Here is a 12,244-nt window from a genome sequence, read left to right as displayed (position 1 = left end):
ACGTTCGGCCGCGGTCGTGCCGGCGTCGGTCACTCGGCCGGCGGGACGAACAGCGGCCGGACCTCGACGCCGCCGTCGATGGTTGCCGGGTTCAGCTTGGCGATCTTCAGGGCGACGTCCAGGTCGGGCGCCTCCAGGACGAAGAACCCGGCGACGACCTCCTTGGCCTCGATGAACGGGCCGTCGGTGACGAGGTCACCGCGGACCGCCGTGGCGGTGGTGCTGGACTGCAGCGCGAACCCCGTGACGATCCTGCCGCCCAGCTCCTCGACCTGGGCCGGGTACCGATCGAGCAGTGCCAGGTAGTCGAGCGTGATCTCCATCGGGTCGGCCGGCGCGGGCGAGTAGATCAGGACTGCGTACTGGGTCATCGGAATCTCCTCAGGTGGTCGTTTCCCTCAGCTGCCTCACCGACGGACGGGTCCCGCCCGATTCGACAACACCCCGGGGAAATTTTCTTGCCCGTGCTCTGCGGCGGGTGCGGGGGCCGCCGGGGCAGCGGATGATCACGTACCATCCCGTCCGGCGCGTCCGACGACAAGGCGAAGGCGGCTATGGCGATCAATGATGGGCTCGGCCGGCGCCGGGTCACCGTTGTGGCAGTAGCGGTCACCGTAACCCTCGCACTCACCAGCGGTTGTTCTCTCCACCGACCTGCGGCCGACCAGGCGGCACCCCGAACCTCGACAGCCGCGGCGGCGCCGCCGGATGCGCCTGCCACGCTGCCCTGGGTGTCGGCGATGGTGGCGCGAAATGGCACCGACATCACCGTGTACAGCGGCCCGGGCGACGTTCGATGCAAGGAGCTCTGGCAACCGCAGGCCACGATCACTGAGCAGAAGGACGCCCAGGTGATCATCTCGGTGAACGCTCGCGTCATTGATGCGGTCGACTGCGCCGTCAGCGGTGGCGCCGTTCCCATCGTCGTCTCACTGCCGAAGCCGCTCGGTGGCCGGGTGCTCCGCGACGCCGCCACCGGACTGACCCCGCCGATCTACCTCGAGCGGGATCTGCCGGACCTGCGCTCGGACAAGCGGTGGCGTCCGTTCTCGTCACACTGGATGTCGACCGACGAGGGCTGGCATCAGGGCTACAACGGCGCCGGAGGCTCAGTGCTGCTCGTGACCGCGCAGCGCACTGCGGGAGTGGACCTCCCCGACCGTGTCGGGACCCTCTCGATCGGCTCGCGTCACGGCACCGTCACCGGTGATCCAAGAAGGTCATGGACGATGTGGTGGGAGGTCGGGACGGTGACCTACTCCCTGCGGCTGGAGCCAGCCGAGGGTGGCACCTTCACGCTGAAGCAGTTCAAGCAGGAAATCGCCAGTTTGCGCTGGAGCTAATTCCGGGGCGGATCGGACACCACCCGTGATCGGGGGACCACGCGGAGCGCCGGCAGTGACTAGTGTGGACGGTCGGGCGACGACGGGAGGTCCGGTATGCCGCTCCGCCACCAGACAGTCCGCTCGGTGCTCGCGCTCCTGCCGCCGGCGGCGTGGGGCCTGATCGCCGGGTGGTGGACCCCGCGCGGCCCCGGCACCGCCGGTACCGCCCTGGTCTCGATCGGGATCAGCCTCGCCGTCGGGCTGGCGGCCGGCCGGTTGAGCCGCTCGCGGTGGGCGATGCTCGCCGCGCCCGTGCTCTTCGCGGCCGCCGTCGAGCTGGTCCGGATCCGTCTGCGCGGGCCGAGCGTCGACCGACCGCACCTGAGCGGCTTCGGTGTGGTGGCCCTGCTCGCCGGGCGTGGGGTGCACGGGCTGCTCACCCTGCTGCCGCTGCTGGTGGGCGCGGCCTACGGGGCCGGGATCGCCCGCCGGGTCGCCGGTGTCGCGCCGCGCGAGCCGGTCGTGCGGTGGCTCGGCCGGGGCGCCGTCGGCCTGCTCGCCGCCGTCCTCGCCCTGGTCACCGTCGGTGCGGCGGTGCCGGCGCGGACCGCACCGATCCCGGGCGGGATCGCCCGGTTCGACTCGGTCACCTCCGCCGGCCGCCACCTTGGCCTGCTGATCCGCGGTACGGACCCGGCGGCGCCGGTGCTGCTCGTGGTGCCCGGCCCGCCCGGCGGCTCGGAGATCGCCTCGGTACGCCGGCACCTGGCCGCCCTGGAGCAGCGCTTCGTGGTCGTCACCTGGGACCGTGCCGCCGGCCCCCGATCCTGGTCCGCGTTCCGGTCCCCGGCCGCGTGGACACTGGAGGACGAGGTGACCGACCTGCTCGCGGTGACCCGGCACCTACGCGAGCGGTTCGGCCGGGACCGGATCCACCTGCTCGCGCACTCGGGCGGCACCATCCCCGGCCTGCTCGCCGCGCAGCGCCACCCCGAGCTGTTCGCCGCGTACGTGGGGGTCGGGCAGGTGGTGAGCCTGCGCGAGGCCGACCGCAGCCAGTACGCCGACACCCTGGCCTGGGCCCGCCGTACCGGCCGGACCGGACTCGCCGACCGGATGGCCGCCCAGGGCCCACCGCCGTACCCGGACATCTGGGCGTACGAGCCGTTGCTGACCAACGAGGCCGGCGCCTTCGCGTTCGACCGAACCGGCGCCGGCGAGGACGAGACCGGCATGGTGGGCAGCCTCGGGGTGCCGGAGCAGAGCCCGCTGGAGACCGCCCACGTCTTCGGTTTCCTCGACGGCTGGGACGTGCTCTATCCCCGGTTGCAGGAGCTGGACTTCCGCCGCGACGTGCGGCAGCTCCAGGTGCCGGCGTACTTCGTGGACGGTGCAAACGAGGTGCCGGGCCGGCTGCGCCTGTTCGACGAGTGGTACGCGCGGCTCCAGGCCCCGCGCAAGGACCACCTGGTCATCCCGGACGCCGGGCACCGGTCGCTGTTCGAGCGGCCGGAGCCGTTCGTCGCGTACCTGGCCCGGCTCGGGGCCGGGACGGATCCGGCCGGCGACTAGGGTTTCCGGTCGTGACCGAACCGACCTGGCTGACCGAGACCCGCGCCGCGTACGACACGGTCGCGGTGGACTACGCCCGGCTGCTTCCCGAGGTGGTGGAGGGCCCGCTCGACCGGGGCATGCTGACCGCGTTCGCCGAGCAGGTCGGGCCCGGCCGACCGGTGCTGGAGGTGGGCTGCGGGACCGGCCGGGTCACCGCCCACCTGCGGGACCTCGGGCTGGACGTGGCCGGCGTCGACCTCTCGCCCGGCATGGTCGAGGTGGCCCGCCGGACGTACCCGGAGCTGCGCTTCGACGTCGGCTCGATGACCGACCTGGCGCTGCCGGACGCCGGGCTGGCCGGGCTCGTCGCCTGGTACTCGATCATCCACCTGCCGCCCGAACTGCTGCCCGTCGTGTTCGCCGAGTTCCACCGGGTGCTCGCGCCGGGCGGGCACCTGCTGCTCGCGGTCAAGGCCGGCGACCAGCGGATCCGCCTCGAGCAGGCGTACGGCCACACCGTCTCGTACGACGTGCACTGGCTGCCGCCGGACCGGCTCGCCGACCAGTTGGCCGAGGTCGGGCTGACCGTGCGGGCCACGCTGGTCAGGGCGGCGGAGGGGCACCTCCGCGAGCGGGGGCCACAGGCGTTCCTCCTGGCCACTCGACCGGCGCCGCTCGTCGGATCCGACCCGGTCGGTGACGGCGGGGCGGACCGATGACCGTCGCGCTGTTCACCCTCGGCGGCACGATCGCCATGGCCGGGACCAGCGGCCAGGGGGTGGTCAACCGGCTCACCGGGGCCGAACTCACCGCCGCCGTGCCGGGGCTCGCCGACGTCCCGCTCGACGTCCACGACGTGCAGGCGGTGCCGAGCGCCGCGCTGACGTACCGGCAGGTCCTGGACCTGGTGGACGCGGCCGGCGCGGCGGTGGCGGCTGGAGCGACCGGCGCGGTGGTCACCCAGGGCACCGACAGCCTGGAGGAGACCGCCTTCCTGGCCGACCTGGTCTGGCCGCACCCGGCGCCGCTGGTGCTCACCGGCGCGATGCGCAACCCCACCCTGGCCGGCCCGGACGGTCCGGCGAACCTGCTCGCCGCCGCCCGGGTCGCTGCCGCGCCGGCCGCGCGTGACCTCGGCGTGCTGGTCGCGTTCAACGACGAGATCCACGCCGCGCGGCACGTCCGCAAGACCCACAGCACCAGTACGGCCACCTTTGCCTCGCCCAACGCCGGCCCGCTCGGCCACGTCATCGAGGGAGAGGTACGGCTGCTCACCCGGCCGCTCCGGCGCGCCCCGTTGCCGCCGGTGGACGCCGACCGGCTCGCCGCCACCCGGGTGGCGCTGCACACCGTCACCCTCGACGACGACGTGGCGCTGCTCGACGCGGTGGCCCGCAGTCTCGACGGGCTGGTGGTCGCCGGCTTCGGGGTGGGGCACGTGCCGCCGGACTTCGCCCCGGCGCTCGGCGCGTTGGCGGAACGGATGCCGGTGGTGCTCACCTCCCGGACCGGGGCCGGTTCGGTGCTGCGGCACACGTACGGGGCGGTCGGCTCGGAGACCGACCTGCTCCGGCGGGGGCTGGTCTGCGGCGGGCTGCTCGACCCGTACAAGGCGAAGGTGCTGCTCCGGCTCGTGCTGGCCGGCGGCGCCGACCGCGCCGGGGTCCGCGCCGCCTTCCACCGGTACGGGTGATCCCGCGCCGAACCGCCTGGGACGGGCGCGGAGCGGCTCTCCGTAGACTCGCCCGGTGAGCGGAGAGCGACGACCCTTGGCGGCGCGGCCGTTGACCGAGCCGCACCCGTCCCGGCTGTCGCCCGAGCACCCGCATCGGGAACGGATCCTGGCCGCCCACGCGGCGGCGCTGGCCGCCGGGGAGGCCGGCTACCTCGATCCGGAGAGCGGGCTCTTCGTGCTCAGCGCCGGGTTCCTCGCCCGGCGGGGCACCTGCTGTGGCCGTGGCTGCCGGCACTGTCCGTACGTGGACGATTGAGGACTTCCCTCCCACGCGGGCACGCCGTACGGTGTCCGACGGACATCCGGTGGGCATCCCGCCGGCGAGGGTGGGGGGATGACGTGGGCGCCCGGACCTGGCTGGCCGCTTCGGCCGTACTGCTGACCGCCGGCTGTGCCGCGGAGGCCACCCCGGTGGCGCTGCCGCCCGCGGCACCGGCGCCGGTGGAGGTGGCGGCGGCGTCCTCGGGCGGCGCGTGCCGGCTGCTCGACTTCGGGGTGATCGCCAAGCACACCGGGGTGCACTTCGACGTGGCCGCCGCCGTGGAGCAGGGGGACACGCACGTCTGCGTGGTACGCGCCGAGCGGAAGCTCCTGCCGGAGTTGACCCTCACGGTCACCGAAACGTCGATCGACACGTCGGGGTTCACCCAGGACGTGCTGCCCCGGGGTGCCACGAAGGTCAGCAAGCTGGGGAAGATCGCCTACCGGCAGAAGCTGCCGAAGAGCGGCAAGACCGGCCCGGGGGCGGAGGTGGGCTGGCTCGCCACCGAGGGGCGGCTGGCCACCCTGCGTTGGACCTGCCCGGCGGGGACGGACCCGGCGGAGGCCGAGCAGCTGACCGGCAAGCTGGTCAACCTGGCCAAGGCGGTGGACACCCGCCGGCTGTGACCGGCGGGGTCGGTGAAGATCCTGACCGGCGGGTCAACGGGCCGCGACGAACACCCGGGAGGCCACCTCGCGGGGGAGCCGGACCCGGTCGCCGGAGCGGTCGATCGAGACGCCGTCGCGCTCCTGGGCCACGGTCACCGTGGCGCCCGGGTCGACGCCGGCCGCGTGCAGCTGCCGGAGCACGTCCGCGTCGGTCTGCACGCTCTCGCAGATCCGCCGCACCACCACCGGGCCGGCGAGGCCGGGGAAGGCGAGGTTGCGCTCGGTCTCGGTGGGCTCGGCCTCCGGCTGGCCCGGCTCGCCCAGCTCCGCCAGCCCGGGGATCGGGTTTCCGTACGGCGAGCGGGTGGGGCGGTTGAGCAGGTCGTAGACCCGCTTCTCCACCGCGTCGCTCATCACGTGCTCCCATCGGCAGGCCTCGTCGTGGGCCTCCTCGTAGGGCATCCCGATCACGTTCACCAGCAGCAGTTCGGCCAGCCGGTGCTTGCGCATGACCGACACCGCGGTGCCGCGGCCCAGCGGGGTGAGCGCCAGGTGCCGGTCGCCCTCGACGGTGAGCAGGCCGTCCCGCTCCATCCGGGCGACGGTCTGGCTGACGGTGGGGCCGCTCTGCTTCAGCCGCTCCGCGATCCGGGCGCGCAGCGGCGGCACCCCCTCCTCTTCCAGCTCGAGGATGGTGCGCAGGTACATCTCGGTCGTGTCGACCAGGTCATGCTTCACGTCAGCGGCCTCCCGGTGATCGATGTTACCCCGGAGCTGCGACGATCGGCCGACGCCGAACCGTGGGGTCGATGCCCGGATGGTGTTGACTGGACCGCATGTCCGGAACCGATGACCTGCTGATCGAGCCCGACCGGCTCGCCGCCGAGCTCGACCGCGCCGACCCGCCCACCCTGCTCGACGTCCGGTGGCGGCTCGTCGGGCCGCCCGGCCGGGACGACTACGCGGCCGGCCACCTGCCGGGCGCGGTCTTCGTCGACCTGGACACCGAGCTGTGCGGCCGACCGGGTGCCGCCGGCCGGCACCCGCTGCCCGACCCCGCCGCGCTCCAGGCCGCGCTGCGGGCCGCCGGGGTCCGCGCCGGTCACCCCGTCGTCGTGTACGACGGCGGCGACGGCATGTCCGCCGCCCGGGCCTGGTGGACGCTGCGTTGGGCCGGCCACCGGGCGGTGCGGGTGTTGCACGGCGGCTTCCCCGGGTGGGTCGCCGCCGGGCTGCCCGTCTCCACCGAGGCGCCCACGCCGGCTCCGGGCGACGTCACCGTCGCGCCGGGCGCGCTGCCCGTGCTCGACGCGGGGGAGGCGGCCCGGTTGGCCGCCGCGGACGCCGGGGTGCTGCTGGACGTGCGGGCCGCCCCGCGCTACCGGGGCGAGACCGAACCGATCGACCCGGTCGCCGGGCACGTGCCGGGCGCGGTGAACCTGCCCGCCCCGGAGTACGTCACCGACGGCCGGTTCCCCGCCACGGCGGCGCTGCGCGAGCGGTTCGCCGCCGCCGGGGTTGCCGAGGATGCACCGGTCGGGGCGTACTGCGGCTCCGGGGTCACCGCCGCGCAGGCGGTGCTGGCGCTGCACCTCGCCGGCCGGCCGGATGCCGCCCTGTACGTCGGCTCGTGGAGCAACTGGGTGGCCGACCCGGACCGTCCGGTGGCCACCGGTGGGCCGTCCGGCCGCTAGCGGTCCGTGCGGTGGGCGGGGTCGGGCGTCCGTGCGACGATGAGCCCATGGCCGACGACACGGTGGTGGTGTGGGACGAGGCCCTGCTCGCCTACGACATGGGTGACCATCCGCTCGACCCGGTCCGGGTGGAGTTGACCATCGCGCTGGCCCGCGAACTCGGCGTGCTGGACCGGCCCGGGGTCCGGCTGGTCAAGCCGGAACCGGCCGACGACGAGCTGCTGAGCCGGGTGCACGACCCCCGTTACCTGGACGCGGTGCGGGCCGCCCCGCGCGATCCGCTGTTCGCCGGTTTCGGGCTGGGCACCTCGGACAATCCCGTCTTCGACGGCATGCACGAGTCGAGCGCGCTGGTCGCCGGGGCGAGCGTGGCCGCCGCCGAGGCGGTGTGGCGCGGGGAGGCCCGCCGGGCGGTCAACGTGTCCGGCGGGCTGCACCACGCCATGCCGGACCGGGCCGCCGGGTTCTGCGTCTACAACGACCCCGCCGTGGCCATCGCCCGCCTGCTCGACCTGGGCGCGGAGCGGATCGCGTACGTGGACGTGGACGTGCACCACGGCGACGGCGTGCAGGAGATCTTCTACCACGATCCGCGGGTGCTCACGGTCAGCCTGCACGAGACCCCGCTGGCCCTCTTCCCGGGCACCGGGTTTCCCGACGAGACCGGCGGGCCGGGCGCGGAGGGGACCGCGGTCAATGTGCCGCTGCCGCCGGGCGTCGGCGACGCCGGCTGGCAGCGCGCCTTCCACGCCATCGTGCCCTCGGTGTTGCGGGCGTTCCGGCCCCAGCTCCTGGTCACCCAGTGCGGGGCCGACGGCCACCGGCTCGATCCGCTGGCCGACCTGCGTCTGTCCGTGGACGGGCAGCGGGCCACCTACCTGGCGCTGCGGGCGCTCGCCGACGAGCTGTGCGACGGCCGCTGGGTGGCCACCGGCGGCGGCGGGTACGCGCTGGTCGAGGTGGTGCCCCGGGCGTGGACGCACCTGCTGGCCGTGGCCACCGGGGAGCCCCTCGACCCGGCCACGCTCACCCCGCCCGCCTGGCGGGAGTTGGCGGCGAAGCGGCGGCCCGGGCGCGAGGTGCCGCTGCGGATGACCGACGACGCCGACCCGGCGTACCAGCCGTGGCAGCCGAACGGCGAGCCGAACGCGGTGGACCGGGCCATCGCGGCCAGTCGCCGGTCGGTCTTCCCGCTGTTCGGGCTCGATCCGCACGATCCGCGCGACTGACCGGCGGTAGGGGAGGACCGACCGGTGACCACAGTCGAGCAACCGGTGGACGTGCTGCTCAGCGACGGCACGACCGTCCAGCTGCGACAGATCCGGCCCGACGACGGGCTGGGGATCGTGGCGATGCACGGGCGCTTCTCCGAGCGCACCCGCTACCTGCGCTACTTCTCGCCGTACCCGCGCATCCCGGAGCGGGACCTGCAACGCTTCGTCAACGTCGACCACCGCGACCGGGAGGCGTTCGTGGTGCTGGCCGGCGACCGGATCGTCGCGGTCGGCCGGTACGAGCGGCTCGGCCCCGGGTCGCCGGAGGCCGAGGTGGCCTTCGTGGTGGAGGACGAGTACCAGGGCCGGGGGATCGGGTCGGTGCTGCTGGAGCACCTGGCCGATACGGCCCGCCGGTTCGGCATCGTGCACTTCGTCGCCGAGGTGCTCCCGGCCAACGGGGCGATGCTGCGGGTCTTCTCCGACTTCGGCTACCAGGTCCAGCGCCAGTACGCCGACGGCGTGGTGCATCTGAGCTTCCCGATCGCCCCCACCGAGGCGACCCTGGAGGTGCAGCGCGGCCGGGAGCACCGGACCGAGGCCCGCTCGATCGCCCGGCTGCTCGCCCCGCGCGGCATCGCCGTCTACGGCGCGAGCACCACCGGGCAGGGCGTCGGCGCGGCCCTGCTCGGGCACCTGCGCGACGGCGGGTTCACCGGCGCGGTCGTCCCGGTGCACCCGACGGCGGCGACCGTGGCCGGGCTGCCCGCCTACCCGTCGGCGGCCGATGCCGGGCGCGACGTCGACCTGGCGGTGGTGGCGGTGGCCCCGGAGGCGGTGACCGAGGTGGTCGCCGACGCCGCGCGGGCCGGCGCGCACGGCCTCGTGGTGATCTCGGCCGGCTTCGCCGAGGCCGGGCCGGCGGGCGCGGCCGCCCAGCGCGCCCTGGTCCGCGCCGCGCACCTGGCCGGCATGCGGGTGATCGGCCCGAACTGCCTCGGCGTCGCCAACACCGACCCGGCGGTACGGCTCAACGCCACGCTCGCCCCGGTGCTGCCGGCCCCTGGCCGGGTCGGCGTCTTCAGCCAGTCCGGCGCGTTCGGGGTGGCCCTGCTCGCCGAGGCGTCCCGGCGCGGGCTCGGCCTGTCCAGCTTCGTCTCCGCCGGCAACCGCGCCGACGTTTCCGGCAACGACCTGCTCCAGTACTGGCAGGACGACCCCGGCACCGACGTCATCACGCTCTACCTGGAGACCTTCGGCAACCCGCGCAAGTTCGCCCGGCTGGCCCGGTGGATCGGCCGGAGCAAGCCGATCGTGGCGCTCGCCTCGCTGGCCCGCCCGCCGGGTCTCGGTGACGGGCCGGCGCTGGACGCCGCCGCGGTCAGCGCGCTCTTCGCCCAGTCCGGGGTGATCCGGGTGGACACCGTCGCCGAGCTGCTCGACGTCGGTGTGCTCCTGGCCCACCAGCCGTTGCCGGCCGGCCGCCGGGTCGCCGTGGTGGGTAACTCGTCGGCGCTGAGCGGGTTGGCCGCCACCGCGTGCGCCGCCCAGGGTCTCGCCGTGGCCGACGGCTACCCGCATGACGTCGGCCCCCGGGCCGGTGCCGGCGAGTACGCCGCCGCGCTCGCCGCCTCCGCCGCCGACGAGCGGGTGGACGCCGTGGTGGCCGTCTTCGCGCCGCCGCTGCCCGGCCAGCTCACCGACCCGGAGGCCGACTTCACCGCCGCCCTGCCCGATGCGGCGACCGTCGGCAAGCCGGTGGTGGCGACCTTCCTCGCCGGCCGGGTGCCCGTTGGGGTGCCGGCGTACCCGAGCGTGGAGGAGGCGGTCCGGGCCCTCGCCCGGGTCACCACGTACGCCGACTGGCTGCGCCGCCCGCCCGGGGTGCTGCCCGAGCTGAGCCGGGTGGACCGGGCGGCCGGGCAGGCCGCGCTGCGGGTCGACGGCGCGGATCCGGCGGCGCTGCTCGGGGCGTACGGGATCGACCTGGTGGAGTCGGTGCCGGCGCGCTCGGCCGACGAGGCGGTGGCCGCCGCCGAGCGCCTCGGCTACCCGGTCGCCCTCAAGGCCGCCGACCCGGGGCTGCGGCACCGCCTGGACCTCGGCGCGGTCCGCCTCGACCTGGCCGACCCGGCCGCGTTGCGCCGCGCCTACGCCGAGCTGGCCCCCGCCTTCGGTCTGGACGTCCTGGTGCAGCCGATGGTCCCGCCCGGCGTGGCCTGTGCGGTGGAGCTGGTGGAGGATCCGGCGTTCGGCCCGGTGGTCGGCTTCGGGCTGGGCGGCGTGGCGACTGAGCTGCTCGGCGACCGGGCCTGGCGCGCGGTGCCGCTGACCGACCGGGACGCCGCCGAGCTGGTCGACGAGCCTCGGGCGGCGCCGCTGCTGCGCGGGCACCGGGGTGGCGTGCCGGTGGACCGGGCGGCCCTGGTCGACCTGCTGGTGCGGGTCGGGCGGCTCGCCGACGAGCAGCCCCGGGTGCGCTCGCTGACCCTCAACCCGGTGCTGGCCCGCCCGGACGGCATCTCCGTGCTGCACGCCACCGTCCGCACCGGTCTCGAGGCGCCCCGTCCGGACACCGGTCCCCGCCGCTTGTAGGGAAGGCCGGGGCAAGCACCCCGGCGAACGACCGGGACAGGCAGCGGAGGCCCCGGCGAACCGCCGGGGCCTCCGCTGGGGCGGACCCGCTCAGCAGGCGTACGCCTCCAGGCGGTTGGCCCGCTCCGGCGCGCGCAGCTTCAGCAGGGTGACCTTCTCGATCTGCCGGATCCGCTCCCGGGACAGGCCGAACTCGCGACCCACCTCGTCGAGGGTGCGCTGCCGGCCGTCGTCAAGGCCGAACCGGAGCCGGATCACCGCCTGCTCCCGCTGGGACAGGGTGGCCAGCACGATCCGTACCTCGTTGCGCAGCTCACCGTTGGCGGCGGCGTCGCCCGGCTCCTCGCGCGGGTCCACCGCGGCGACGAAGTCACCGAGCGCGCTCTCGCCGTCGTCGCCGACCGCCTGGTCCAGGCTCACCGGCTCCCGGTCGTACGAGATCAGCTCGATCACCTGGAACTCGGGGATCTCCAGCGCCTGCGCCACCTCGGCGACGGTGGGCTCCCGACCCAGCGTGACCGACAGCTCGCGGCGCACCCGGACCATCCGGTTGACCTGCTCGACCATGTGCACCGGGATGCGGATGGTGCGGGCCTGGTCGGCCATGGCGCGGGTGATGGCCTGGCGGATCCACCAGGTGGCGTAGGTGGAGAACTTGTAGCCCTTGGTGTAGTCGAACTTCTCGACCGCGCGGATCAGGCCGAGGTTGCCCTCCTGGATCAGGTCGAGGAAGGCCATCCCGCGACCCGTGTAGCGCTTGGCGATGCTCACCACCAGCCGCAGGTTCGCCTCCAGCAGGTGGTCCTTGGCGGCCCGGCCCTCGGCCACGATCAGCTCCAGGTCGGCGCGCAGCTCGGCGGAGACCGGGGTGCAGGTGGCCAGCTTCTCCTCGGCGAACAGGCCGGCCTCGATGCGCTTGCTGAGCTCGACCTCCTGCGCGGCGGTGAGCAGCTTGGTGCGTCCGATGCCGTTCAGGTACGCCCGGACCAGGTCCGTGGAGACGCCGCGCTCGTCGGTGGCGTCCAGGTCGGTCAGCGTGTCGGTGCCGTGCTCGGCGTCGATGGTGGCAGCCGGGCGGGTCTGGTGCTCGATCATCTGCTGGGCCATCTCTGTCTCTCCCCGTGTCCTTCGTGCCGTACCGGTTCCGTGCCGCGGGCCGCGGCGGTGCCGGTACGAAACAGCTTGGCGGTCGGGGCGTGAAACGGGAGTGAGGCGATCGGGGAACCGACAGCAATCCGTGCGGAACGTCCGGTGTCG

The 12,244-nt window shown here is 74.7% G+C and carries 12 protein-coding genes; 9 read left to right on the top strand and 3 right to left on the bottom strand.

Features of this window, described 5'->3' with window-relative positions:
- Positions 1 to 29 precede the first annotated feature (29 nt).
- Positions 30 to 371 (bottom strand): YciI family protein, encoded by a 342-nt coding sequence (locus ACGF4F_RS21405; RefSeq protein WP_393079498.1) that lies wholly within the window; start codon positions 369 to 371, stop codon positions 30 to 32.
- A gap of 183 nt (positions 372 to 554) precedes the next feature.
- Here ACGF4F_RS21405 and ACGF4F_RS21400 point away from each other — a divergent pair, with 183 nt between their 5' ends.
- The 6 genes from ACGF4F_RS21400 (at position 555) to ACGF4F_RS21375 (ending at position 5,502) form a co-directional block, all read left to right on the top strand.
- Positions 555 to 1,343, top strand: coding sequence for a hypothetical protein (locus ACGF4F_RS21400; RefSeq protein WP_393079495.1), 789 nt, complete (start codon positions 555 to 557; stop codon positions 1,341 to 1,343).
- A 126-nt stretch (positions 1,344 to 1,469) separates the two neighbouring features.
- Complete coding sequence (locus ACGF4F_RS21395) at positions 1,470 to 2,897, top strand: alpha/beta fold hydrolase (protein ID WP_393079492.1); 1,428 nt, start codon at positions 1,470 to 1,472, stop codon at positions 2,895 to 2,897.
- Between the two features lie 11 nt (positions 2,898 to 2,908).
- On the top strand, positions 2,909 to 3,598 hold the full coding sequence (locus ACGF4F_RS21390) for a class I SAM-dependent DNA methyltransferase (protein WP_393079489.1): 690 nt from the start codon (positions 2,909 to 2,911) through the stop codon (positions 3,596 to 3,598).
- Positions 3,595 to 4,572: an asparaginase gene (locus ACGF4F_RS21385; RefSeq protein WP_393079486.1), complete on the top strand. Its 978-nt coding sequence runs from the start codon at positions 3,595 to 3,597 to the stop codon at positions 4,570 to 4,572. The genes ACGF4F_RS21390 and ACGF4F_RS21385 overlap by 4 nt, the downstream gene beginning before the upstream one ends.
- Positions 4,573 to 4,627: 55 nt before the next feature.
- Positions 4,628 to 4,870, top strand: a complete 243-nt coding sequence (locus tag ACGF4F_RS21380) for a DUF5522 domain-containing protein (protein WP_073835349.1) — start codon at positions 4,628 to 4,630, stop codon at positions 4,868 to 4,870.
- Positions 4,871 to 4,953: 83 nt separating this feature from the next.
- Positions 4,954 to 5,502 (top strand): hypothetical protein, encoded by a 549-nt coding sequence (locus ACGF4F_RS21375; RefSeq protein WP_393079484.1) that lies wholly within the window; start codon positions 4,954 to 4,956, stop codon positions 5,500 to 5,502.
- A gap of 33 nt (positions 5,503 to 5,535) precedes the next feature.
- Here ACGF4F_RS21375 and ACGF4F_RS21370 read toward each other — a convergent pair whose 3' ends face one another.
- Positions 5,536 to 6,222: a metal-dependent transcriptional regulator gene (locus ACGF4F_RS21370; protein ID WP_393079481.1), complete on the bottom strand. Its 687-nt coding sequence runs from the start codon at positions 6,220 to 6,222 to the stop codon at positions 5,536 to 5,538.
- Between the two features lie 98 nt (positions 6,223 to 6,320).
- Between ACGF4F_RS21370 and ACGF4F_RS21365 the strand changes: the two genes are divergently transcribed.
- Genes ACGF4F_RS21365 through ACGF4F_RS21355 form a run of 3 tightly spaced genes read left to right on the top strand, consistent with a single transcriptional unit; the run spans position 6,321 to position 10,987 of the window.
- Positions 6,321 to 7,178, top strand: a complete 858-nt coding sequence (locus ACGF4F_RS21365) for a sulfurtransferase (RefSeq protein ID WP_393079478.1) — start codon at positions 6,321 to 6,323, stop codon at positions 7,176 to 7,178.
- A 47-nt stretch (positions 7,179 to 7,225) separates the two neighbouring features.
- Positions 7,226 to 8,407, top strand: coding sequence for an acetoin utilization protein AcuC (locus tag ACGF4F_RS21360; protein ID WP_393079475.1), 1,182 nt, complete (start codon positions 7,226 to 7,228; stop codon positions 8,405 to 8,407).
- A gap of 24 nt (positions 8,408 to 8,431) precedes the next feature.
- A complete protein-coding gene (locus ACGF4F_RS21355) occupies positions 8,432 to 10,987 on the top strand; it encodes a GNAT family N-acetyltransferase (RefSeq protein WP_393079472.1) in 2,556 nt (851 codons plus the stop codon).
- Positions 10,988 to 11,077: 90 nt separating this feature from the next.
- Here the strand turns inward: ACGF4F_RS21355 and sigB are convergent, their stop codons facing one another.
- Positions 11,078 to 12,094, bottom strand: coding sequence for an RNA polymerase sigma factor SigB (gene sigB / locus ACGF4F_RS21350; RefSeq protein ID WP_387276525.1), 1,017 nt, complete (start codon positions 12,092 to 12,094; stop codon positions 11,078 to 11,080).
- Positions 12,095 to 12,244 lie beyond the last annotated feature (150 nt).

This window comes from Micromonospora sp. NPDC047740 (genome assembly GCF_043204735.1).
Taxonomy (GTDB): domain Bacteria; phylum Actinomycetota; class Actinomycetes; order Mycobacteriales; family Micromonosporaceae; genus Micromonospora.
This window is presented reverse-complemented; position numbering and strand designations above follow the sequence as displayed.

Bases quoted from the DNA above. Each gene is read 5' to 3' on its own strand.
- ACGF4F_RS21365 (WP_393079478.1), top strand. From the start codon at position 6,321: ATGTCCGGAACCGATGACCTGCTGATCGAGCCCGACCGGCTCGCCGCC.
- ACGF4F_RS21405 (WP_393079498.1), bottom strand. From the start codon at position 371: ATGACCCAGTACGCAGTCCTGATCTACTCGCCCGCGCCGGCCGACCCG.
- ACGF4F_RS21360 (WP_393079475.1), top strand. From the start codon at position 7,226: ATGGCCGACGACACGGTGGTGGTGTGGGACGAGGCCCTGCTCGCCTAC.
- ACGF4F_RS21400 (WP_393079495.1), top strand. From the start codon at position 555: ATGGCGATCAATGATGGGCTCGGCCGGCGCCGGGTCACCGTTGTGGCA.
- ACGF4F_RS21385 (WP_393079486.1), top strand. From the start codon at position 3,595: ATGACCGTCGCGCTGTTCACCCTCGGCGGCACGATCGCCATGGCCGGG.
- sigB (WP_387276525.1), bottom strand. From the start codon at position 12,094: ATGGCCCAGCAGATGATCGAGCACCAGACCCGCCCGGCTGCCACCATC.